This is a genomic window from Shewanella ulleungensis (genome assembly GCF_014648315.1).
Lineage (GTDB): Bacteria > Pseudomonadota > Gammaproteobacteria > Enterobacterales > Shewanellaceae > Shewanella > Shewanella ulleungensis.
The window spans coordinates 234966-260500 of sequence record NZ_BMQW01000005.1; the positions used below are offsets into that span (position 1 = coordinate 234966).

The window sequence follows — 25535 nt, forward strand, 5'->3', positions numbered from 1 at the left end:
TGATTTAGCAGTCATTTCCTTCCTCGTAATAGCCTATCTCGTTGCTGGTTTTAGCCTTATGGGTGAAGCTTATTGTGAGCAAAGTAAATAGCTGATCAACTCGATTCAACATAACAGCGAAATTATAGAGTGGAGTGAAACTCACTTCAGCCTGGTTAAAACAATAAAAGAACTTCTATCATTAATAGGCAAATGTCATTAAGGAATAGAAGGGGGAATCAACATGAAAAAGATGAAACTTGCAGTATGTCTTGCCACATTAATGGGCACAGCAGGCTTAATGGGTAATGCTGTCGCGGCTGACAACTTAGCCGACTTCCATACAGAAAACCAAGAGTGTGATAGCTGCCATACCGCAGATGGCGAGCTATCTAATGACAGTTTAACCTATGAAAATGCCCAATGTGTATCGTGCCACGGTACATTAGCTGAAGTAGCTGAAACCACAAAACATGAACACTACAATGCCCACGCCTCTCACTTTCCTGGCGAAGTGGCTTGTACTTCATGTCATAGCGCTCACGAAAAATCGATGGTGTATTGCGACTCATGCCACAGCTTCGACTTTAACATGCCATACGCTAAGAAATGGCAACGTGACGAACCTACTATTGCTGAATTAGCCAAAGACAAAGCAGAACGTCAGGCTGCACTTGCAAGTGCTCCGCGCGACACAGTTGATGTTGTTATTGTCGGTTCAGGTGGTGCAGGTTTCTCTGCCGCAGTTGCAGCACATGACAACGGCGCTAAAGTTATTCTTATTGAAAAAGAACCCGTTATTGGTGGTAACGCTAAGTTAGCAGCCGGCGGTATGAATGCAGCTTGGACTGACCAACAAAAAGCCAAAAACATTACTGATAGCCCTGAAACTATGTACAAAGACACCATGAAAGGTGGCGGAGACATTAACGACCCTGCTTTAGTTAAAATCTTAAGCTCACATTCTAAAGATTCTGTTGATTGGATGACCAAAATGGGTGCCGATTTATCAGACGTCGGCATGATGGGCGGCGCCTCAGTTACACGCTCACACCGCCCAACCGGTGGTGCTGGTGTAGGTGCTCACGTTGTACAAGTACTTTACGATAATGCCGTTAAACGTAACATTGACTTACGCATGAACACTCGTGGTATCGAAGTGCTTAAAACTGATGACGGTAAAGTAAAAGGTATCCTCGTTAAAGGTATGTATAAAGGATACTACTGGGTTAAAGCTGACGCGGTAATTTTGGCAACCGGTGGCTTCGCTAAAAATAACGAGCGTGTTTCTAAGCTAGATCCTTCATTAAAAGGCTTTATCTCTACCAACCAACCTGGTGCAGTAGGTGATGGTTTAGATGTTGCTGAAAATGCCGGTGGCGCGTTGAAAGACATGCAGTATATCCAGGCGCATCCAACACTATCTGTTAAGGGTGGTGTGATGATTACCGAAGCGGTGCGTGGTAATGGTGCGATTTTGGTTAACCGTGAAGGTAAGCGTTTCGTCAACGAAATCACTACGCGTGATAAAGCATCTGCAGCCATCTTAGAACAAACAGGCAAAACCGCTTATTTGATTTTTGATGACTCTGTGCGCAAATCACTGTCTAAAATTAACCAATATGTCGGTTTAGGTGTCGCTCCATCGGCTGACAGCTTAGTTAAATTAGGCGAAATGGAAGGTATTGACGGTAAAGCATTAACTGAAACTGTCGCCCGCTACAATAGTTTAGTCACCAGCGGTAAGGACACTGATTTTGAACGTCCAAATCTACCACGTGCACTAAACGAAGGTAACTACTACGCTATCGAAATCACACCTGGTGTACACCACACTATGGGTGGCGTGATGATCGACACGAAAGCCGAAGTCATGGATGCTAAAAAACAGGTGATTCCTGGTTTATATGGCGCTGGCGAAGTCACAGGTGGTGTTCATGGAGCTAACCGTTTAGGGGGTAATGCGATTTCAGACATCATCACATTCGGTCGCTTAGCGGGTGAAGAAGCTGCAAAATATTCTAAAAAGAACTAAGCAATTTAGAATTAACTGATTTGCTAGTATCAGTGAAGCCACAGCCCAGTGCTGTGGCTTTTTTTATTCAATAATACTCAGTAAAAAGAGTTAAACACTCAATGCCATTTTTTGTTGCTGGCGCCAATGAGACTGCATAACGGGGATAGTAAAGCCATAGCACAACACCACGATTAACGGTTGAATTTGAAAGCTCAATTCAGGCCATAACTGAAAAGCAACCACACAGGCAATAGTGCGAACAATAGCATGTACTATGGCAATTTTTTGCGCAGCTATCACGCCATGGACTAACCACATTAAGCCTGTTTGAATCGCTAACACAAAAGGGAGTGCAAGATAGTTTTCCATAAAAAATGGAATGCTAATACCAAAGGTTAAAAAGCTCATCCCTACCGCGGCTAAAAACACATTGTCGAACCAATTTCGATTAGCCACTTTCTTAAAACCAAAGCCTTCCCCCGTTAGCTTAGATACCCCCATGGCCAAATACACAATTGAGCCTGTACCGATAAAAATTGCCATTACCATTTGTGAGGCGGGTAACATAAAACTTAAAGCAAATAAAATACTCCAAACAATCATGCCAGATAAGGGCATAGCTAAAGCACGTTGCTGACGGTATTCAATTAACTGTTGATCCAATGATTTATGTTGCATGATAAAGCCTCCTTGTTGGTATGGATTTATTATCAGCAAAACACTAATCGAGCAGTAGTGTGCTTTGTCAGCAATAAGCAATGACAAATGTCATTTGCTGCAGTGAGCTTAAAGCAGAGTTTTAACCATCAAAAAGAGCACCTAAGTGCTCTTCTTTAACAAACCTGGTGCATTCATCTCCTGCAACAGCTATAACGATTCAGCAAATCGCTCACTAAACTCTTGAATACGCTTTGCATTTACACCCGCATCGCCAATACCTATGCGTGATACGCTGCGTAAATCAATACGGCTACCCTGCTCTATTCTCGTCACCACGACAACAATATCGTCAGCAAAATTGAAAAATGGCGTTCTCGCGGTCGCCTCAAACCGCAGCGTTTTAGGCTGTTGGTCTACAATCACCCAGTCCATTGCTTTAGCAGCATCAAGGGCTTTTGCAAACGCAGCCTCAGCGGGTAAATTCGACTGTATCGGTTGAATATCAGGATAGGCTTGCAACTGCTGCGCGGCAATGTCGGCCCCGCCATACACTAAAGTATTTTTAGCACCGATTCGGCTGTCGGTTAAAAACTCAAATTGCGGAGGACTCTGTGTGTCTGTCGTAATGTCATGGATCGGTGGGTACTTTACCGGCTCGATAATGAGCCCCTTCAACATGGGCGACAACATCGCGATCCCCAATAGTAATGCTACGACTGACTTTGCGGTACCGCGTGTTTTAGGGTTATCAGTCTTCATCATCATACCGCTGACTAAACTCATTAGCGCCAATGCCACCACCATATATCCGAGCACATTATGGTATTTACGACTCGCAATAAAGCCCGTTATCGGGTCCCACAGCCCCATAGACGAACCAAACACCATCACACCAGCGGCGATTACCGCAACCAATGCAACCACCAACGCAATAGTACTAATAACATTTTTTTGCATTACATCCATCCTGTAAAAAAATCATGATTATTGTCTATATTGACCTACGTTTATGAGAAAAAATTTCTACTCTCATAAGAAAAATCATTCAAGTATCGCATAGCCTAACAAAACCAACCTCACACCCAAACTAGTTGACACAATCAACCAAGTGCAATATAGTTGACAAAATCTACTATATAATTACCTTATTTTAAAGACTTGAGAATCATAATGCACTCACAAACAGTTACCACATTGCCCATGCTTAATCCTAAAAAAACGCCATTGGCGTACAAAATCCTCGTGGTAATGGCAATGATGATTTTAATGGGCGGTTCGTTAATCGGTTTAATGACATACATCAATATTGGATTTAGCGAGACGTTTTTCAATGATTGGTTAACATCATTTCTACTTGCTGCAGTAACCGTAATGCCTGCGGGGTTTATCTTAATGGCTGTATTAACTCAAATTGTTGAAAAATGGCTGCCCGATACCAGTGAGAAAAAGCGCAACATTATTGTCGGGCTGTTTATGGCGTTTACCATGGAATCTGCAATGGCACTGTCTACTTCGATTAATAACATGGGTTTTAACAGTTATTCTGCACTGTTTAGCCACTGGCTTGATGCGCTACTCGCCGCGCTGCCATTAGGCTTAACGTTAATGGTAATCACATCATTAACCATAAAACCTAAAATTGAACGATTTTTAAAAAGTTAACTTATTTACCCATAACTTATTGAGGAATTCAGCATGAGCAAAGAAAACCAATATCGAATTACCGTCGAGCAAATTCATCCAGATAACGAAGCAGCTCAACCATTACAGTTTGAATTCCAAGACCGAGAAGATCTGTTTAAACTCGTTGAGAACCTTAAAAAAGGCAGTGGACTCCCGGAGTCAGAAGCCACTATCTTAAGTGTTGGTTTACGTTTGTTAGGCCCATTAATGATGCAAAACCGTAAACACCCGCTGTTTATTGATTTTATGCCTCACTTTAAAACCTTTATGCAAAACTTAAAAACCACCATTAAAAGTATACTGAGTTAATCGTTCATTATTTATGGCTAAATACTCAGTATTGAACACTATACCCCACGGGTTTATACCAACATAAACCCTGCATAGGGGTCTATATCCAAACGGCGCATGGTACGAATGAGGTTGCTTCGGTCAAGTTTTAACGTTCTGGCTACCGCAGCTAAATTGCCCCGCTCCTTAGCTAATACCGCTTGAATCACTTGGCGTTGGTATTCATCGGTTGCATTGCGTAGTCCGTAGGTTTCTATATCTGCAAATTCGATTGTTGAAGGAGTATCTTCGCTGTGCGCTTTGGTTAATTCGGATGTGACTTGAGATTGTTGTGTCGTAAACTCCATTCCAAGATGAGCACAATTGATACTGATAATGCTGGCATGACGACCTTGTTCGCTTATCGCCCTTAATGCTGCTCGGCTCAATAGATGCTCTAATTCACGTACATTGCCAGGCCAATCATAATGCATAAGCTGTTCTATCGCTGTTTGCTGTAATCTCAGTTTGGTGACGCCCAATTGATGCTGACATTTTTCTAAGAAATAACCCGCGAGTAAAATCACGTCTTTACCACGTTCGCGTAACGGCGGCACAGGTAAAGGATAAACACTCAAACGATGATACAAGTCTGCCCTAAAACGCCCTTCTTTAACTTCTTGCTGTAAATGACGATTCGTTGCCGCAACAATCCTGACATCGACCACAATAATATTGTCACTGCCGACGCGTTGGATTTCGCCATTTTGCAGTGTTCGTAATAGCTTAGCCTGTACCGCTAGTGGCAATTCGCCCACTTCATCTAAAAATAGCGTGCCACCATCAGCCAGTTCAAAACGACCACAGCGATCACTTACCGCCCCAGAAAACGCACCTTTAACATGACCAAACAACTCGCTTTCGACAATACTCTCAGGCAATGCAGCACAATTAATTTGCACTAAAGGCTGTAAATTACGCCGTGATTGCTGATGAATACTCTTCGCGACTAACTCTTTGCCCACACCAGTTTCCCCCGAAATCAGCACAGATAAATCACTGCTGGCTACGGTATCAATATCGGCTTGTAATGCGTTTATCGCCACACTCTTGCCAATAATAGTTGAGGGTCCTAAGCTTGCCTGAGCAACTTGATGACTTTGCTCAACCTTGGCCTCAAGTGCCTCAATATATTCGCTGGTTTTAATCGCTGCTGCCACCCCTGCAATATATGCTCGGGTTTCTGTTGGATTAAGAGCATCAAAGCTGCCCGCCTGCATCGCATCAAGGGTGAGTACGCCCCACACTTTGCCATCAACATAAATAGTGCTGCCCATACAATCATGTACATGCAATTGCTCACTGCCATCATCAACCAAACCATCATAAGGATCGGCAAGGCTGGAGTCGGCATCAAAACGGGTAATGTATGGGCTGGCGAGTATTTGCTGTAATCGTGGATGATGATGAATAGAAAATTGTCGAGCAAGCGCTTCTTGTTTTAGCCCAACCACTGCCACTGGCACTAAGTAATCCTGCTTGAGTTTTAATAAAGCCACAGCATCACAAGGAATAGCGCGTTGAATCGCTTTAATGAGTCGTAAATAACGCTCCGATTTAACCAAGTCGCGATTTAAATCTTCTACAATATCAATGAAAGGAGAAATATTCATAGTAAGTCAAATTAACCCAATTTAGGTTAATTTGACACACTTGTTGATCTAGGTCAATTTAACCTTTAAGTATATTTTTATATATAAAACAATTGCATAAATATTGGCACATTATGTGTATCACAAGAGTATCGCAGATAAACAATTGAAGTTTATCGCAATTTAATCCCAAAAGGACTCATCAATGTTAGATACTGCAACTGTACAAATTATTAAAGCCACAGTGCCAGCACTGCAAATTTACGCTAATGACATCACTAGCCATTTTTATCCTTTATTGTTTGCTCAGCACCCTGAAGTGCTACCTTTTTTTAATCAAACGAACCAAGACAAAGGCACGCAACCTAAAGCATTAGCAAACGCAGTGATTGCCTATGGCGCCAATATTGATGAGCTAGGTAACTTAAGCGATGCCGTGAGTAAAATTGTTCAGAAACATACTGCATTAGGTATTTTACCTGAGCAATACGACGCAGTGGGCAGCTGTTTATTACAAGCCATTAAAGCCGTATTAGGTGATGCCGCCACAGATGAAGTGATTGATGCATGGGCCAAAGCATACGGCCAATTAGCCAATATCTTGATTGCTGCAGAAGAGTCTATTTACACGGCCAACGAGCAAAAAGAAGGTAGCTGGCGCGGCGAGCGTGAGTTCATTTTAGTGAAACGTGAAGATGAAAGCTCACTTATCACCTCGTTTTACTTTCAGCCTTTTGATAACCAAGGCTTACCCGATTTTGAAGCGGGACAATTTATAACAATCGTGTTTGACGATCTTGATGGCGTTGCGATGCGTCGTAATTACAGCTTGTCAGATGCTGCAGGCAAAGATTATCTCAGAATTAGCGTCAAACGAGAGCCAAATGGCATAGTATCCAGCCATTTACATAACAATATTCAACTTGGTGATAAAGTGAAGTTACGCGCACCAAGCGGTGACTTTATCTTACGTAAAAATGCAAAACCATTAGTGTTGCTCACTGGCGGTGTCGGGATTACTCCAGCCATCAGCATGCTAAACACTGAAGCAGAATCTGGCCGTGACATTCGCTTTATTCATGCCGCGATTAACAGCGAAGTACACGCCTTTAAACAGCACGTAGATGAACTTGCCGCAGTCAACAGCAATATCAAGCCGCTCTATATTTACAGCCAGCCAGAAGCACAATGCCAACCGCATGTTACAGGATTTATTGACGCCACAATAATTGAAGCTCAATTGCCAGCAGACCGAGATGTAGAGTTTTATTTGCTCGGCCCCGTTGGATTTATGAAAGTCGCGTTAGCTATCGCCACCAGCTTAGGTGTTCCGGCGAACCAAATTCATTATGAGTTCTTTGGCCCAGCTGAATCATTAACCGCTTAACTGAGCCACAGCATCAACACTTGAGTTTGAGCGAAGAGATCAAAAAAGCCCTGACATTACTGTCAGGGCTTTTTATTAACATTCTAAACTCAGAGCTAAGCCTCCGGGCTAGAACGGAATATCGTCATCCCAACCTTCATCCAAATCTGGAGTGAAGTTTTGTGCAGGCTGTGGCGCTGGGCGTTGAGCCGGTGCATTTTGTGGTTGGAAATTACCTTGTGGAGCAGCAGGCTTAGGTGCATAAGCAGGAGCTTGTTGCGCTGGAGCTGGCTGCTGATAACCACCTTGTTGACCAGCATTTGACTGACCTTGGTAAGTATTGGTATTTCCTGCCGGTGCAGCTTGGTTATACTGCGGACGTGGCGCAGGAGCAGCACCTGATGCGGCAGGAGCCGGACGAGATGGCTGACCCATACTTTGCTGACCCTGGCTTGGGTTTTGGTTGTACTGGCCTTGGCCTTGGCTTTGATTGTACTGACCTTGACCACCTGCGTTATCACCACCGGCATTACGACCGTCTAGCATTTGCATTTCCATCGCATTGATTTCGGTTTTATAACGATCTTGACCAGTAGCCTGATCCTGCCATTTGCTGGTCTGCAATTTACCTTCTAGGTAAACTTTAGAGCCTTTCTTTAAATACTCACCAGCAATTTCAGCAAGACGACGGTACATCACAATATTGTGCCATTCAGTGCGCTCTTGCACTTGACCTTGTTGGTCTTTCCACGACTCACTTGTCGCTATTGTAAAGTTGGCTACGGCATTGCCGTTTGGCATGTAACGAACCTCAGGATCTTTACCTAAGTTACCGACCAAAATCACTTTATTCACACCACGACTAGCCATCGAAATCTCCTGAGATTTTTATCTGTTTACTTTATCTGAATTTATTTAATCTGAATTCTAACGAAATGATCTACACGACCTATTGTACAGAGCCTAACACAGCTCGCGCTTCGCTTAAATTGAATTTATCATCGGCCTTTAAATAAGCGACCTTCTCTTCTAACACTACAATGGCTTCAACTACACCCGCCAATTGCGATAATTCGGTGGCCATAATTTGTGCATCATTTTTATCTTTTATATTGGCTTCAAGGGTATAGCTTTTTAACAACACAGGCTTTTGCATACCTATCGTTAATAACAACCACACAAACATCAGTCCTAAAGCTACAAAAAATACCCCTGAGGCTCCCACTAATTGATACGCTCCACCGCCTAACATACCACCACAAAATGCACCTAAAAATTGACTGGTGGAATACACGCCCATCGCGGAACCTTTTTCACCGACAGGGCAAAATTTAGCAATTAAACTTGGCAGCGAGGCTTCAAGGTAATTAAAACCAGTAAAAAATAGCACAACAGCAGCGCTTAGCATCCAAATATTGTCCGCAAAAATCCCCATGATGGCCAAGGCCAACATCATAATCATAAGTGACAATTGAAACATGGTTTTGGTGTTATTACGCTTAACGCCAATAATGATGAGTGGCACCATTAAAAAGAATGCGCCAACAAATGCAGGGAAATACAGCATCCAATGCTTTTCTTTTATTAAACCGGCATCGACTAAATCTAGCGGTAAAGCAACAAACACGGCAGTTAATACTAAATGCAAAATAAAAATACCAGCATCTAAACGGAATAACTGCGGGTCTAATAACATGCGCTTTAATTTAGTTGGAGTGGCAACTGTGTCACCTTTAGGCGCTTGAGTAATAGGATTAGGTACAAAAAATTGCACTATCAACATACCTACTACCGCGAGCACAGCTGTTAAGAAAAACAGCCCGGTTAAGCCCATGTATTGCGCCACAATCGGCCCAACAAGCAGCGACAATGCAAAAGAAAAACCGATACACATGCCTATTACGGCCATCACTTTAGTGCGTTGTTCGTCGCGGGTTAAATCAGCGGCTAAAGCTAACACGGCGGCAGCAATAGCTCCCATACCTTGTACAGCACGGCCAAACACAACACCGTAAATATGATCAGACGAGGCAGCAATTAAGCTACCAATGGCAAATAGCACCAAACCGCCTAAAATAATCGGCTTACGACCATACTTGTCTGACAAAATCCCCATTGGGATTTGCAGCACAGCCTGAGTGAGTCCATAAGCACCAATAGCAATACCCACCCATAACGGTGAAAAGCCTTCTAGGTGCTGACCATACAACGCGAAGACAGGCATGATCATAAACAGCCCCATCATTCGTAAACCAAATACGCTGGCTAACGAAAAAGCGACTTTTTTCTCTATACCTGACAGTCCATTACCGGCCATGCAATTGCCCTTCGAAAAATGATTCAATGAAACGATTAGCTGCGCATATTATCACAGCGCCATAAATTAGCTCAAAAGGAAATCGTAGTTTGCGACCTATGCTTCATTTAGTTCATGATTTACTAAACTTAATCGCTCATTAATCCGTACTGTTAAAATCATTCTTAACAAAATTGATCTGAAGTACATCCATATCTATGCGATACTGATCATCGTTTTGTTTACACTAGTCATAGAGCGAGATAGATGGATAAAATTGAAATTCGCGGTGCCCGTACCCACAATCTAAAAAACATCAATCTTACAATCCCACGTGACAAACTTATTGTTATTACTGGATTATCTGGTTCCGGGAAATCATCTTTAGCCTTCGATACCTTGTATGCAGAAGGCCAGCGTCGTTACGTAGAATCTTTGTCAGCTTATGCGCGTCAGTTCTTAAGTATGATGGAAAAACCCGATGTTGATCATATCGAAGGCTTAAGCCCAGCGATTTCAATCGAGCAAAAATCAACATCGCATAATCCACGTTCTACAGTGGGCACCATTACCGAAATCTACGATTATTTACGCTTGCTATTTGCACGTGTAGGTGAGCCTCGCTGCCCAACACATAATTTACCCTTGTCGGCACAAACGGTCAGTCAGATGGTTGATAAAGTCTTAGCTATGCCGCAAGACAGTCGCCAAATGTTACTTGCTCCTGTAGTAAACGACCGTAAAGGTGAGCACGTTAAGCTACTTGAAAGCTTGTCTGCCCAAGGTTATATCCGCGCCCGCATTGACGGCGAAGTGTGTGATTTAACCGACCCACCGACGTTAGACTTACACATAAAGCACACTATTGAAGTAGTTGTAGATCGTTTTAAAGTGCGTGATGACATTAAACAGCGTTTAGCGGAGTCATTCGAAACGGCATTAGAACTCTCTGGTGGTATCGCAAAAATTGCTAGCATGGAAGACTCTGATACCGAAGAGTTAGTGTTTTCGGCTAATTTTGCCTGCCCACACTGTGGTTATTCAATGGCCGAGCTTGAGCCTCGAATTTTTTCGTTCAACAATCCTGCAGGTGCTTGTCAAACTTGTGACGGCTTAGGCGTACAACAATTTTTTGACCCAGACCGTGTGATCACCAACGATGAGTTATCATTAGCCGGTGGCGCAGTTAGAGGTTGGGACAGACGCAATTTTTACTACTTCCAAATGCTCAGCTCATTAGCAGAACATTACAAATTTGATGTTGAAAAGCCGTTTTCCGAGCTCAGTGATAAAGTGAAAAAGATTGTCTTGTACGGCTCAGGCAAACAAAACATTGCCTTTAAGTACATTAACGATCGCGGCGATGTGGTGGTGCGTAACCATCCATTTGAAGGCATTTTAAATAACATGGACCGCCGTTATCGCGAAACAGAAAGCAATTCGGTACGCGATGAGTTGTCTAAATTTATTAATATGCAGCCTTGTAACAGCTGTGGCGGATCGCGTTTGCGTGAAGAAGCCCGCAACGTGTTTATTGGCGAACTTAATTTACCGCAATTAACCACCTGGTCTATAGGTGAAACTAAAGAGTACTTTGATACTGTCGAGTTTGAAGGTCAACGCGCGCAAATTGCTGAAAAAATCTTAAAAGAAATCAGTCAACGTTTAGGTTTTTTAGTTAATGTTGGCCTCAATTATTTAAGCTTATCGCGCTCTGCAGAAACCTTATCGGGCGGCGAAGCACAACGTATTCGCCTAGCCAGCCAAATTGGCGCAGGGCTTGTGGGCGTAATGTACGTGCTGGATGAACCCTCTATTGGTTTACATCAACGCGATAACGAACGTTTATTGCAAACGCTTATCCACCTGCGAGATTTAGGTAACACCGTCATTGTGGTCGAACACGATGAAGATGCCATTCGTCTAGCTGACCATGTTATCGATATCGGTCCTGGTGCAGGTGTACATGGCGGTGAAGTGATTTGCGATGGCACATTAGAAGACATTCTTAACTGCGAAGAGTCAGTCACTGGCCAATATATTTCTGGTAAAAAACAAATTCACATCAGTGATGAGCGCACACCAATCGACCCTAAAAAAGTCATTGAGCTATTTGGCGCTTCTGGGAACAATTTAAGAGATGTCGACTTAACCATTCCGATTGGTCTGTTTACTTGCGTTACCGGTGTATCAGGCTCAGGTAAATCAACCTTAATTAATGATACCTTCTTTAAAATTGCCCATCGCATGCTCAACGGCGCCACGGTCGATGAACCCGCACCTTATAAAAGCATTAAAGGTATGGAGCAATGTGACAAAGTCGTCGACATCGACCAAAGCCCAATTGGCCGCACTCCGCGCTCAAACCCTGCAACTTACACGGGTATTTTTACCCCAATACGTGAACTATTTGCCGGCACGCAAGAATCGCGCACCCGGGGTTATCAAGTGGGCCGCTTCTCGTTTAACGTTAAAGGCGGGCGTTGTGAAGCTTGCCAGGGCGATGGCTTAATTAAAGTAGAAATGCATTTTTTACCCGATGTGTATGTGCCTTGTGACTCATGTAAAGGTAAGCGCTATAACCGCGAAACCTTAGAAGTAAAATACAAGGGCAAAAACATTCACGAAGTGCTGCAAATGACCGTTGAAGATGCGCGTAGCTATTTTGATGCTATCCCATCCATCGCACGTAAACTGCAAACCTTAATCGACGTTGGTTTGTCTTACATTCGTTTGGGACAGAGCGCGACAACCTTATCTGGCGGTGAAGCACAGCGCGTTAAGCTGGCTAAAGAGTTATCTAAACGCGATACAGGCAAAACCTTGTACATTTTAGATGAACCCACTACAGGGCTTCACTTTGCAGACATTCAACTATTGTTAGATGTATTGCATCGCTTAAAGTCGCATGGCAACACCGTTGTGGTGATTGAACATAATTTAGATGTGATTAAAACCGCAGACTGGATTATTGACTTAGGCCCTGAAGGTGGCGCTGGCGGCGGAATGATTTTAGCAACAGGCAGCCCTGAAGATGTCGCCGAGCATCCAGAGTCGCATACCGCTCGATTCTTAAAACCAATGCTTGCTATTCATAAGCAGCGCGCGAAAAAAACGAAAACAAAAAAGTAACCCAATAAACGGCAACCTAGCCACTTAATCATTCAGAGGAGAATACAAATATGGTTCAACCTCTCATGTATTATCGAGTGGCTGGGTTACTGTTATTTACTAGTCTCATAGGCGGTTGCAGTTCAAACTTGCCCGAATGTTCATCCGAGCTAATCACTTCGTGGCCTGACGCCGAGCAACAAATCAGCCAAGATATAACTCAACTTACCTCCGCAGAATTTCAAGGGCGTAAAACAGCCACAGCGGGCTCACAAGCCACGCAAGCATTTTTGATAGCACGCTTTAATCAACTTGAGCTTAAGCCTTGGCGAACAGAATTTGCGATACCTTTTATTTTTGACTATCAATTCTCAACAGTAACGGGGACTAATTTAGTCGCCACTATTCCAGCAAAGGTACCATCACGTCGCTGGCGTATTATTACTGCCCATTACGATCATTTAGGCCAAAAAGGCAGTCAATTTTTTCCTGGGGCAGATGATAACGCCTCTGGGGTAGCGGGTATGCTCGCTATAGCCCAGCGTTGGCAACAGCACGCTCCAGTAGATGATATCAACTTGATGTTGGTCGCAACCGATGCAGAAGAACCGGGATTATTTGGCAGTTACGCCTTAGTAAAGTTACTGCAACAAGATCCCACTGTTGAAGTGGAGTTAAGCGTTAATCTTGACATGATTGGACACCCTAATCGGCGCCGAGCGATATATATGGAAGGGGAAAAAAATCTACAGCAGTTTGAATATATTCAAGCACAATTGATGCAACAAACCCAATTATGCATTCGTACTCACCATCGTAAATTACTCAGCGGAAGCTTACAAAAAACCGATTGGTTAAGAGCATCAGATCATTATCCGTTTCACAAAGCGGGCTATAAATGGGTGTATTTTGGCGTGCCGCCACATGCGCAATACCACACCGAAAATGACACAACAGACACCCTTGATATCGAATTTATCGTTGCCGTGGTCGAAACCGTATATCAACTGTTAAGTATCGATAAACTCACTGTAACGCCATAAACACACCATAACATGCAACAAGCGCTCATTTTTCAAGCAATTACTGCGTGCCATAAATCAAGAATCAGGCCAATCTTAACTATTATTGTGCAAATTAAGGTTTATTTTTAGTTTTTACGTGGTCAAATCGCATACTTGCTGCTATAATATGCCCCCTTATCGGCGCGGGAAATCGACACGGGGTTGATTTTCTGTCTGTGAAACTTTAGCACGAGCTTCCGAACTTCGTGCGCATCCACAAGGCTACAACTCAATGTCATCCAATGAAAGAACTTTCCGCGAACTCGGCCTGTCTGAGTATTTGTTGCGTTCACTTGACGAGCTTGGTTATGAAAAACCAACTCCAATTCAGTCTGCTAGTATCGACCCGCTTATGGCTGGTAAAGATATTATCGGTCAAGCGCAAACCGGTACAGGTAAAACAGGTGCTTTTGCCCTGCCTTTACTAAACAAAATCGACATGAAAATCAATGCTCCACAGATTTTAGTGTTGGCTCCAACTCGTGAACTAGCCGTTCAGGTTGCAGAAGCTTTTGGTAGCTATGCAAAACACATGAAAGGCTTCCACGTACTGCCGATTTACGGTGGTCAAAGCATGCAACAACAGTTAAACGCCCTTAAGCGTGGCCCACAAGTGATTGTTGGTACACCTGGTCGTGTAATGGATCACATGCGTCGTGGCACACTAAAATTAGACTCATTAAAAGCATTAGTGCTTGATGAAGCTGATGAAATGTTAAAAATGGGCTTCATCGATGATATCGAATGGGTATTAGAGCACAAGCCTGCTGACAGCCAACTTGCATTATTCTCAGCAACTATGCCAGAGCAAATCAAGCGCGTAGCAGCTAAGCATTTGAACAATCCAGTTAACATCAGCATTGCTGCCAGCCACACAACGGTAGAGTCAATTGACCAACGTTATGTGCAAGTATCACAACACAACAAACTTGAAGCGTTAGTTCGCGTATTAGAAGTTGAAAATACTGAAGGTATTATCATTTTCGTACGTACACGTAATAGCTGTGTTGAATTAGCAGAAAAATTAGAAGCACGCGGTTACGCATCATCACCACTACACGGTGACATGAACCAGCAAGCACGTGAGCGTGCTGTTGACCAATTAAAACGCGGCAAGCTAGACATTTTGATCGCGACTGACGTTGCGGCACGTGGTTTAGACGTTGAGCGTATTGGCCACGTTGTAAACTACGATATTCCTTATGATTCAGAAGCCTATGTACACCGTATCGGTCGTACTGGCCGTGCTGGCCGTACTGGTATGGCAATCTTGTTTGTAACCAACCGTGAAATGCGTATGTTACGCACTATCGAACGCGCTACAAACAGCCGTATTTCGCCAATGAAAGTCCCTAGCCCTGAAACTGTTGCAGAGCGTCGTTTATCTCGTTTAGGCGAGCAAATCCAAGAAACCATCAATGGCGACTTAGATTTCATGAAAAACGCAGTGGCTGAATTATGCCAACAGCTTGAAGTTGATACAGACTTACTTGCTGCAGCATTGTTACAACAAGTGCAGCAAGAACGTCCATTACAATTACCAACTATTACTGAACGTCAACGTGACTCACGTGACGAGCGCAGTGATCGTGGTAGCGACCGCGGTGACCGCAACAGCGACCGTGGTGACCGTCCACGTCGTGAACGTAGTGATCGCAGCAGCCGTCCAGCACCAACCAGCTTTGGTAGTGCAGACACACTAAAAGATAACCCAGACGTTAAAATGAACCGTTATGTTATCGATGTGGGTCGTGAAAATGGCGTTGGTGTAGGTAACATCGTTGGTGCTATCGCTAACGAAGCTAACATTGACAGCCGTTTCATTGGTCAAATCCAATTATTCGACCAAGTAACGACTGTTGACTTACCAGACGGAATGCCAAAAGACATCCTTGCTCACCTAAGAAAGGTGCGTGTATGTGGTCGTCCGTTAAACATTCGTGAAGCTGGCGATGAAGTATTTGTAGACTCAGGCCGTGGTGCTCCACGCAAGCCTCGTAGCGACCGCCCTCGTGGTGATCGTCCACGTGGTGACCGTCCTGCCGGCGACCGTCCTGCAAGTGTTGAACGTCGTCCACGTAAGCCACGCGACAACGGTTAATCATTCAGTTGAATGACACAAAAAAATGGAGCCTAAGGGCTCCATTTTTGTTTTCTGCATTTGGTTAAACCCATTTTTTTATAAGTTAAGAATGATAAAACCAATTAACACTAATTAACCTGAGTTCGGGATAAGGAATGAACTTATATCATTTAAAATCAACACGTTACCCACCCTCACTTTCAAGCTTGTCATTTGTTCTGCTAACAAGGCGAATTGACGCGTCAATAGCTAGCCTATTGCAAGTCGATTCAACGCAGTTAGCAGGGCAAAGGACTGTTTGAAAGGCGTTTATTATCCCGATTTCAGGTTAATTAATTTGGCAACTAAAGGGATGTAGGTAATATAATTACTCTCGAATGAATTAACCCGATAGGTAATCTAAATGGATTTTTTAGCCTTCATTTTACAGATAGTTGGTGGCTCGTCACCTATGGATCTAGCTCAATCAGCTAAACAAGATAAAACTTTATTGTGGATGATTATCATTGGCGGCGTGATTTTTAGCGCATTCTTCTTAATGCTCTATTATCTTGCTAGTCAATACTAAACAAAAACTACAATACAGTTCTAAACGCTTTTGCCTGCTTACGCTTTTGATACATAGGAACGATTTGCACCGTAAATACTGCGCATACAATCAACACAATGCCCATCAATGATAATAAATCGATATTGGCACTGCTAAAGACTTCGCTCCACCAGCCTAAACTCACGACAATCTCAGTAGCCGTAAAACTCAATACTGGCGTTAACGATAACATGGCACTCACTTGCGCCGTCGGCCAATAATGTAACGCCTGACCAAAACAGCCATAAGCAATTAAGGTGTTAGCACCACAAAATAATACTATCCACCATTGGTTTAATGTCATGGCCTCAAACTGACTAAAATCGCAAAACGGCGCCATAGCAACAATACCTAATGCATAGATAAATAACAGCACATTACTGGGCGACAACTGTTGGCTCATCGATTTTTGTAATAGCGCATAACTGGTCCACGACATCACCGAAAATTGTACAATCATAATGCCGATAAGCACTTGCTGATCACGAGCTTGATCCATATCGAGCTGCGGATGGAAAAACATCAACATGCCAAGTGCAAGCGTGGCAAAACAACTGAGCTGAAAAGCATTAAAACGTTCTTTAAAAAATAATACGCCACCAAATGCCAAGAAAAATGGTGCTGTTTGAAAGTTAAGTTGCGCAGTACCTGGCGCTAAGTATCCCAGTGAATACACAAAAGACACGTAATTACACATCAACAACACACCAGCCAACGTCAGTTTCAACCAAGTAAATCTTGGTAATCCTACAAATTGCCGTAGTGCACCCAATTTCCATTGAATCAACAATGTCACAACTAGCGCCATTAAAAAGCGAAACCAAGTTAATGTCACTGGAGTAATAAAACCGCCAGACAACTTTAATGCTATAGGTAAAATGCCCCAAAAAAACACCGCTATAGAAACAAAAATTAATCCTAAACGAGTATTCGCGCTTTCTTGATTGCTGTTCACGTTGGTTTATCCATAACATCATTAAGGCGTGAATTTTGCCTGATTAACCTAATAAAGTCTTTATCTAGAAAGGCTAACCTTATGGTTGATTGTTCGCATAACAAAAAAGCCTATTTTAGCCACTCCTTTTATCGTGCAAACGCTTTGAATGCAGGTAAAATAGCCGCCATAAAAAACCTATGTGCCCTACTACCTAAGGAACACTCGCATGAGTCTTGCCGATTCCGTTCTTGCCGTGAACAATGATTTACCTATCCGTACCGACAAGCCAGTCCACAGTGGCAAAGTTCGCAGTGTTTATTGGTTAACCGATACCGATAGCCGTCGCTTGATCCGCGATAAAGGTTACGATGTCCCAGAAGACACTCCTCTGGCGATTATGGTGATCAGTGACCGAATCTCTGCATTTGATTGTATTTTCCATGGCGAAGGTAATTTGCAAGGTATTCCAGGTAAAGGCGCTGCATTGAATGCGATTTCCAACCACTGGTTTGGCTTATTTGCTGAAAACAATTTAGCCGATAGCCATATTTTAGATATTCCACACCCGTTTGTGTGGATAGTACAAAAAGCCCGTCCAATTAAAGTTGAAGCGATTTGTCGCCAATACATTACTGGATCAATGTGGCGCGCCTACTCAAAAGGCGAGCGGGTATTTTGTGGCATCACTTTGCCAGAAGGCTTAACTAAAGATCAAAAACTGCCAGAGTTACTGATCACTCCTTCAACCAAAGGCATTTTAACTGGTATTCCAGGCGTGCCTGCGCAGGATGACGTAAATATCAGTCGCAGCGACATTGAAGCCAACTATCAGGCATTCGGTTTTGAAAAGCCACAAGATATCGACCTATATGAAACCTTGCTCAAACAAGGTTTCAAAGTTATTTCTGACGCGCTAGCAAAACTTGATCAGGTATTTGTCGATACTAAGTTTGAATTTGGCTACGTCAATGACAAAAATGGCCAATCAAAACTAATTTACATGGATGAAGTTGGTACGCCTGACTCATCACGTATTTGGGACGGCGCCGCATATCGCGACGGTAAGATTGTTGAAAACTCAAAAGAAGGCTTCCGTCAGTTCTTACTGAATCATTTTGACGATGCCGACATTCTATTAAACAAAGACAGAATGCCTGAGCGTGAAGCCCTTGCCCGTGACAATGACCTGCCACTTGAAGCCATGATGAACGTGTCGCGTACCTACACAGGCGTGGCTGAAAAAGTTACCGGTAGTGGCATTGCATTACCAGCAAACCCTAAAGCGGACATAATCAAAGTGCTGCGTGAGCAATATGATTTAATCGATTAATCTGATAACTAATCAACCTGCGCTCGGGGAAATAAAAAGGATGACACTATGGTCATCCTTTTTTATTAATGCTTAGCCGTTAGTAAAAATTAACTGCGACGGCGTAAGCCTAATGCACCTAATAACATCAATGCGAAGTAGCCTAAGCTGCCACCATCACTGTATTTCTCTGGTTCTACTGGATCTGGTGTAGGTGTTACGACTGGCGCTGGGTAGCTTAATGCAATGATCACTGGGTCGTGATCAGATGCTGAAAATGCATTTTCAGACTTCGCTAACTCACCCGTGTACTTGCTGCCATATTCAAACAGGTTCGATTCAACCGAGTTAATGTGCCAATCATCAATACCGACTAACTTAGCTGCTAAGCTCGCATTACCTAACGCGTGGTCTAAATTACCTAATTCACCGTTGTAGCTATATGAGTAAGTGTCTGCACCGTGCGCTTGAGTATTTAAGTTAATTAATCCGTAACCTTTATCAATAACACTGCCTTCACGTTCATACACTTTACCGTCTAAGGTAGTCCAAGATGCTGTGCGAATTACATGGTCAGTTGCTGATGCATCATAGTCTGTTAATACCGCGACAGGATCTTCTTTGCCATAAGCATTTAAGTCACCAATCACTAAAACATCGCCATTAACATCTTTAAGTGACTCACCTAATACTTTGGCAGCTGATACGCGAAAAGCATTACATTTGCCTTGTAAATCAGCAGGCTCAGAGTTGTCATTAAACTCTGCCCAGTCTTCAACACAACCTGAACCTTTCGATTTAAGGTGATTAACCACAACAGTTAGGGTTTCGTCATTGATACTAAAGCTTTGCACTAAGCTATGACGTTGAAATACGTTATAGCTAGGGCTAGATTCAACGACATCACCTTGTTCACGAGTTTCAGCACCTTCAGCAGCGTGCTGCTCTGGTGTCGCAATAACTTGTGCTGCTCCATTTAAACTAATGCGTGCAGGGCGATATAGCATGCCAACAGTAATGGCATCACTGCCAATATACTTACCGTCATACTTGTCAGCATCTTCAATTTCAACAAAGCGATATGCTTGCTCGTCTGTCAGTTCAGCATTTAATGCATCAACTAAGTTTTGAATCGCACTTAGCTCGCCAAAACCGTTGTTAGCAATTTCCATTAAACCAACAACATCAGCATTCATAGCAACTAGCGCAGTCACAATCTTGGTGCGTTGTAATACCATTTCGTCTTCAGTTAATGCGCCGCGGTTACTGTTTGATGGGTTAGCATCGCCACCCACAGCGTCATTAAAGAAGTTAAGTACGTTAAAGCTTGCAACACGAATGTCGCCCATGTCTGCCACAGTTGGTGCATCGGTGCGATCATCAACACGGATAAAGTCACCCGCAGTGATAGTATTAGTCGCTAGAAGACGGTATGAACTGTAGCTGTAGCCAATGACACCTTCAAGATTAGTTAACTGATCACCAACGCGGATATAACCTGTTTCTGCATTAAAGTCAGGGAAGTAAGGCACTTCGCCGTCTTTGGCCTTATAGTCAGACTCAACAAATAGCTGGTTAACTAAATTGGCTTCACTTAATGCTACCGCTTCTGCTGAGTTTGGCTCAAATACTTGAGTCGGTTTCATTAAGGGGGCTTTATGCGATAACACCATGTTGTTGCGATAGCTTGAGTAATCGAAACTAAAGGTACGAGTGACTTTCATGTCACTGCCTGCATCTAGCTTCACTTTCATGCCTTCAACGCGCTCTAATGCTTGTGCAAGAGTTTCGCCATCAGCCACATAGAATTCAACAGCAGCAGGTACATCACCTAATACACCCACTTCAAATTTTTGATCGTCTTTAATATCAATTTGAGTTGAGCCGAAATACTCTTTAACTTTACCTTGCACACACACTTCAGTACCAGGTTGAACAGTGTCTGGTGCAGCTTCGTTCAAATAAACAAAAATACCGTCAGAAGTATATGGAGAACCGTCACCTTGAGCATCTTGAATAAAGAAACCTTTATATAAACTGTCACTTCTAGCGCTAACAATGCCTTTAACGGTCACTTCATTAGCCGACTCATAGCTGCCACTAACGATTAATGGGCTTGAATCACCTGCGCCTTGGATGTCATAAATATTGGTAAGTGTAGCGCCATTACAGGTAAACGTGCTTGGCTCTGGAGCCTCTGCAGCTTCTAGCGTACCTAAACCACCAAAAGTATCTTTTTCTAGCTCAACCCATTGGGCGGCAGCGTAAGTTGTACTTGCTGTTAAAGCGTCCAAATTACGTTGAAAGGTAGTATCTAGTCCCCAGCCACTTGGCGTAGGAATATCGCCAATCACATCAACCAATACACCGTCTTTTAATAGGCCAACTGCATCGCCGCCATTAAAATAAAGGTTACCGGTCATTGAGTCGGTACCGGCTGGCAAAGTAATTGCCGCACTTGGATGTAAAACCACTTTGATGCTTTTCGCTGCAATAGAATCAGCAAGGTCGACCATATCTGTCGGTGTTGTATCGCCGTCTTTATAACGGACTAATTTATAACCTGTTAAATCAACGGCTGCGTCACCGTTGTTATAAAGCTCAATAGCTTTGTTGTTTGAGCTACCTTCAACGTATTCACTAATAAGCACATCTGCATTTGCCATCATTGGCAATGCAGCGGCTACTGCGAGTGAAACAGCCGTTAGTTTCGTCAGTCCTTTCATATTTTTAACCCCATATTTTGTAATAAAAATGCTATTTTTTTGTAATATGCGGCCAGATTGTCCCAAAGTTCTGTTACATAAAAAAGAACATTGATCACATAAACTCACTATGTAAATTCACTATCTACTTGATTAGCCGAACAAAATAATCCTCCCCAAAGAATATGGCTAAAAATGTGATCAAATACTCATTAAAAAACAAAAACTAAGCAAAGAACAATACTTGTGACATAACAGAGCATTAAGATAACTTTTGTAACACTTATTATTTAAAATAAGCCAATAGCATTACAAAATGCTGTTTTGTAATGGAATTATTTTCATCTATTTAATCGTTTACTCTTGAAACAATAAAATAATGCGGGGATGATAAAACAGGTTACTGAATGAATTGACGTATTTAAAAGTACTGTTTGTGATGAACTTGTAGCAAATTAGATGCATAGCGCACTGAGGCAATGCAGCAGAAAAACAAGAAATCACTTTAGCTATTCGATTTATTGTCGATATCAATTTAGAATAATTGTAATTTAGCTCATAAAAACTATATTTGAGCTCATAAAAACTGTAGTTATGCTTAGTATTTAGTATCAAAATACTTCAGGCTCATCTACTATTTGCATCTATTGTATTTACCGATTTAGGTACCCTCGCTATGAAACAAGTTGATTTCAGAAATATCGATAAACTCTTCATCAAAATGTCTATTAACGATAAGTTTTGGACTATTTTCGGACTGTTTCTTATTATTTTGTCTAGCGTTTCCATCAGCAGTTATTTCAGCAAACTAGAGCTAATTGAACAGCGTTCAGTACAGATGCTAGAGCAAAAAGCCGCATCAATGGTGCAGGCGCTTGATGCGACAGGTCAGCTCGAACAAGCTGCGAGTTTAGGCTTGCAAGTCTCTAGCCGTACCCAAACGAGTACTCGTTCACAAGACACGGTAACCGCGGTATATGCCTCTGCAGGCCAATATTATACTTTGAGCGAATCAGTTTATAACCAAGAGTCTGACGCTAAACAAGCAGCGATGACATCCATGCTAATGGCATTTTTATGGATATTGCCATTTGCGTTGGTGATTTATTGGAATGCGACCTTTATTGGTGGCGCACTCTGGGTGTTATGGGATACCACTGAAAAGATTGCTAAAGGTGATTTAACATCACGTTTAGGTTTTCACCCTGGGCGTGACGAATTTGGCACCATTGGCTGTGCATTAGACAAAGCCATGGACACCTTAAGTGAACTAGTTATTGCAGTTAAAACTAACACCGACACATTGCACTCTACCTCAGACTCTTTTGCTCGCGATGCAGAACAAAGTGCAGAACAAATCGACCTTCAGTACGCATCACTCGACTCTGTTGCTACCGCAATGGAAGAAATGACCGCCTCTGCCGCTGAAGTATCTAATATTGCGCGTAACTCTACCGAGCGTGTTGAGCAAGACTCAGAATACACTCGCCAAAGCTACGACAGAGCAAAACGTGCAATTAACGAAATTAAGCAATTGTCTTCATACATTGAGCAGACCTCTAACTCAGTTAATACCTTAAAAATCAATGCCACCAATATTAATGAAGTGATCACTACCATTAATGCTATTTCAGACCAAACCAATCTGCTGGCGCTTAATGCCGCAATTGAAGCTGCACGTGCAGGTGAAATGGGCCGAGGGTTTGCCGTGGTTGCCGATGAAGTACGCACCCTTGCAGGTCGAACTCAAGCTGCAACAGTAGAAATTCATAAAATGATTGAGTTACTGCAAAGTGAAACACTCAACATCGACAGCATCACTCGAGACACCGTTAAGCAGGCGCAAACGAGTAGTGATTTGATCAGTAATATTGGCACTGACATTGATGCTATTGCCGAGTCTTCACGCTCAATTATGGACATGAGCTTCCAGATTTCAACATCATCTGAGGAGCAAAGTGCAGTCGCGAATGATATCGCCAAAGAACTGACTGAAATTCGCCACAAATCGAATGTTATCCGTGGGCTATCGCAGCAATCATCACATGGTGTGAAAGATCTGACGAAAGCATCGGCTAACTTAGGTAAAATTTTAAGCCGTTACCGCACTAACTAACATGAGCAACTAACACGATGCGTTTGCTATAACCCATAACAAACGAGTGCTCAACTCTCTTCGGCGTGACATCAACAGATGTCGCGCCGTTTTTATTTATACTGAGACTTGCTTTTGCAGTATACTTTTCAACCATGCTGGATCTATACCTTTTATGACTTTCAGGTATAATCCGCGCAATTTTGTCGCCAACGTTAATCGTAAACTATATGTGTGAGATCTTATGACAGTTGAAACTTTTACACCGAAACAAACAACCACGCTCGATATTCCAGTCAAAACCCTTGAAGCAAACAGCCCAAGCACTCCAAGTACTGGTAATCGAATCGGTTTTGTTTCCTTGGGCTGTCCAAAAAACCTCGTCGACTCAGAACGGATCCTCACTCAATTACGTACCGAAGGTTATGACGTTACTAACAGTTATGACGATGCCGACCTCGTTATTGTGAATACCTGTGGCTTTATTGACAGCGCAGTACAAGAGTCTTTAGAAACGATTGGCGAAGCATTAGCTGCAAACGGTAAAGTGTTAGTTACTGGCTGTTTAGGCGTTAAGAAAGACGAAATCATTGAGCTACACCCTAACGTGTTAGGCGTAACCGGCCCACATGCCTATGACGAAGTGCTTAAACAAGTGCACTTGCATGTTGAAAAACCAAAATACAATCCACTTATGGACTTAGTGCCAGATCACGGTGTGAAACTTACGCCAAAGCATTATGCCTATCTAAAAATATCTGAGGGTTGTAATCACCGTTGTACCTTCTGCATTATTCCATCAATGCGTGGTGATTTAGACTCTCGCCCAATTGGCGATGTACTCGGTGAAGCACAGCGTTTAGTGAACGCGGGTGTAAAAGAATTATTAATTATTTCGCAAGACACTTCAGCTTACGGCGTTGATGTAAAACATAAAACGGCATTTTGGGACGGCATGCCCGTTAAAACCCACATGCAACAGCTTTGTGAAGAGTTAGCCAAACAAGGTGTATGGGTACGTTTGCACTATGTTTATCCTTATCCGCATGTGGATGACATTATTCCATTAATGGCTGAAGGTAAAATTCTGCCTTATTTAGACATTCCATTTCAGCATGCTAACAAACGTATATTGAAGTTAATGAAACGTCCTGGTAGCTCAGACAGAGTATTAGAGCGCATCGCTAAATGGCGTGAGATGTGCCCAGAATTAGTGATCCGTTCAACCTTTATTGTTGGTTTTCCTGGTGAAACCGAAGAAGAATTTGAAGAGCTATTAGACTTTTTGGAAGAAGCACAATTAGACCGCGTAGGTTGCTTTAAATACTCACCGGTGGAAGGCGCTAAAGCTAACGATTTACCAGACCATGTGCCAGAAGATGTCATGGAAGATCGATTGCAACGCTTTATGGCTCTTCAAGCACAAATCAGTGCCGACAAGTTGCAAGCGCGAATTGGCCAAGAGTATTTAATCTTAATTGATGAAGTGAATACCGAAGGTGCTATTGGTCGGTCATACATGGATGCGCCAGAAATTGACGGAAAAGTGTATTTAACCGACGAGTTTGACGTGCAACCAGGTGACCAAGTTTGGGTACAAATTATTCACGCTGATGAACATGATGTCTGGGGCGTAAAAGTTGAAGATGAAGACGAATAAACTCCATAAGTCAGCGTTATAACCCGTTAACACATAAAAAAGCCGATATCATTGATATC

18 protein-coding genes are annotated in these 25535 nt (G+C 42.8%); 11 read left to right on the plus strand and 7 right to left on the minus strand.

What is annotated here, in order from left to right:
- Window positions 1–223 precede the first annotated feature (223 nt).
- Window positions 224–2014: a flavocytochrome c gene (locus IEY40_RS11830; RefSeq protein WP_188956385.1), complete on the plus strand. Its 1791-nt coding sequence runs from the start codon at window positions 224–226 to the stop codon at window positions 2012–2014.
- Window positions 2015–2104: 90 nt separating this feature from the next.
- On the opposite strand, the gene IEY40_RS11835 is transcribed toward IEY40_RS11830, so the two are convergent.
- On the minus strand, window positions 2105–2674 hold the full coding sequence (locus IEY40_RS11835) for a DUF7010 family protein (RefSeq protein WP_188956387.1): 570 nt from the start codon (window positions 2672–2674) through the stop codon (window positions 2105–2107).
- A 189-nt stretch (window positions 2675–2863) separates the two neighbouring features.
- The gene (locus IEY40_RS11840; RefSeq protein WP_229777087.1) at window positions 2864–3613 is read right to left on the minus strand and encodes a DUF1499 domain-containing protein; all 750 of its coding nucleotides are present in this window, start codon (window positions 3611–3613) and stop codon (window positions 2864–2866) included.
- Between the two features lie 213 nt (window positions 3614–3826).
- On the opposite strand from IEY40_RS11840, the gene IEY40_RS11845 reads away from it, so the two are divergent.
- Together IEY40_RS11845 and IEY40_RS11850 are read left to right on the plus strand one after the other, a co-directional pair.
- A complete protein-coding gene (locus IEY40_RS11845) occupies window positions 3827–4318 on the plus strand; it encodes a DUF2798 domain-containing protein (RefSeq protein ID WP_188956391.1) in 492 nt (163 codons plus the stop codon).
- Between the two features lie 33 nt (window positions 4319–4351).
- Window positions 4352–4648, plus strand: coding sequence for a DUF3861 domain-containing protein (locus tag IEY40_RS11850; protein ID WP_188956393.1), 297 nt, complete (start codon window positions 4352–4354; stop codon window positions 4646–4648).
- A gap of 53 nt (window positions 4649–4701) precedes the next feature.
- Here the strand turns inward: IEY40_RS11850 and norR are convergent, their stop codons facing one another.
- Entirely contained in the window at window positions 4702–6282 is a 1581-nt protein-coding gene (norR, locus tag IEY40_RS11855; protein WP_188956395.1) for a nitric oxide reductase transcriptional regulator NorR, read from the minus strand.
- A 184-nt stretch (window positions 6283–6466) separates the two neighbouring features.
- Here norR and hmpA point away from each other — a divergent pair, with 184 nt between their 5' ends.
- Window positions 6467–7648: an NO-inducible flavohemoprotein gene (gene hmpA / locus IEY40_RS11860; protein ID WP_188956397.1), complete on the plus strand. Its 1182-nt coding sequence runs from the start codon at window positions 6467–6469 to the stop codon at window positions 7646–7648.
- A gap of 108 nt (window positions 7649–7756) precedes the next feature.
- On the opposite strand, the gene IEY40_RS11865 is transcribed toward hmpA, so the two are convergent.
- Window positions 7757–8497 carry a single-stranded DNA-binding protein gene (locus tag IEY40_RS11865; RefSeq protein WP_188956399.1) on the minus strand — a complete coding sequence of 247 codons (741 nt, stop codon included), beginning with the start codon at window positions 8495–8497 and terminating at the stop codon, window positions 7757–7759.
- Window positions 8498–8576: 79 nt separating this feature from the next.
- Complete coding sequence (locus IEY40_RS11870; RefSeq protein ID WP_188956401.1) at window positions 8577–9944, minus strand: MFS transporter; 1368 nt, start codon at window positions 9942–9944, stop codon at window positions 8577–8579.
- A gap of 246 nt (window positions 9945–10190) precedes the next feature.
- Between IEY40_RS11870 and uvrA the strand changes: the two genes are divergently transcribed.
- The 4 genes from uvrA (at window position 10191) to IEY40_RS11890 (ending at window position 16749) form a co-directional block, all read left to right on the plus strand.
- A complete protein-coding gene (gene uvrA, locus IEY40_RS11875; RefSeq protein WP_188956403.1) occupies window positions 10191–13055 on the plus strand; it encodes an excinuclease ABC subunit UvrA in 2865 nt (954 codons plus the stop codon).
- 50 nt (window positions 13056–13105) lie between these two features.
- Entirely contained in the window at window positions 13106–14077 is a 972-nt protein-coding gene (locus tag IEY40_RS11880) for a M20/M25/M40 family metallo-hydrolase (protein ID WP_188956405.1), read from the plus strand.
- Between the two features lie 253 nt (window positions 14078–14330).
- The gene (locus IEY40_RS11885; protein WP_188956407.1) at window positions 14331–16199 is read left to right on the plus strand and encodes a DEAD/DEAH box helicase; all 1869 of its coding nucleotides are present in this window, start codon (window positions 14331–14333) and stop codon (window positions 16197–16199) included.
- 385 nt (window positions 16200–16584) lie between these two features.
- Window positions 16585–16749 carry a hypothetical protein gene (locus tag IEY40_RS11890; protein WP_188956409.1) on the plus strand — a complete coding sequence of 55 codons (165 nt, stop codon included), beginning with the start codon at window positions 16585–16587 and terminating at the stop codon, window positions 16747–16749.
- Window positions 16750–16756: 7 nt separating this feature from the next.
- Here the strand turns inward: IEY40_RS11890 and IEY40_RS11895 are convergent, their stop codons facing one another.
- Window positions 16757–17725, minus strand: a complete 969-nt coding sequence (locus IEY40_RS11895) for a DMT family transporter (RefSeq protein WP_188956411.1) — start codon at window positions 17723–17725, stop codon at window positions 16757–16759.
- 208 nt (window positions 17726–17933) lie between these two features.
- Here IEY40_RS11895 and IEY40_RS11900 point away from each other — a divergent pair, with 208 nt between their 5' ends.
- Complete coding sequence (locus IEY40_RS11900; protein ID WP_188956413.1) at window positions 17934–19037, plus strand: phosphoribosylaminoimidazolesuccinocarboxamide synthase; 1104 nt, start codon at window positions 17934–17936, stop codon at window positions 19035–19037.
- An 89-nt stretch (window positions 19038–19126) separates the two neighbouring features.
- On the opposite strand, the gene exeM is transcribed toward IEY40_RS11900, so the two are convergent.
- Entirely contained in the window at window positions 19127–21742 is a 2616-nt protein-coding gene (exeM, locus tag IEY40_RS11905; RefSeq protein WP_188956415.1) for an extracellular exonuclease ExeM, read from the minus strand.
- Window positions 21743–22397: 655 nt separating this feature from the next.
- Here exeM and IEY40_RS11910 point away from each other — a divergent pair.
- Window positions 22398–23837: a methyl-accepting chemotaxis protein gene (locus IEY40_RS11910; RefSeq protein ID WP_188956417.1), complete on the plus strand. Its 1440-nt coding sequence runs from the start codon at window positions 22398–22400 to the stop codon at window positions 23835–23837.
- Window positions 23838–24060: 223 nt separating this feature from the next.
- Entirely contained in the window at window positions 24061–25476 is a 1416-nt protein-coding gene (rimO, locus tag IEY40_RS11915; protein ID WP_188956419.1) for a 30S ribosomal protein S12 methylthiotransferase RimO, read from the plus strand.
- Window positions 25477–25535: the final 59 nt, after the last annotated feature.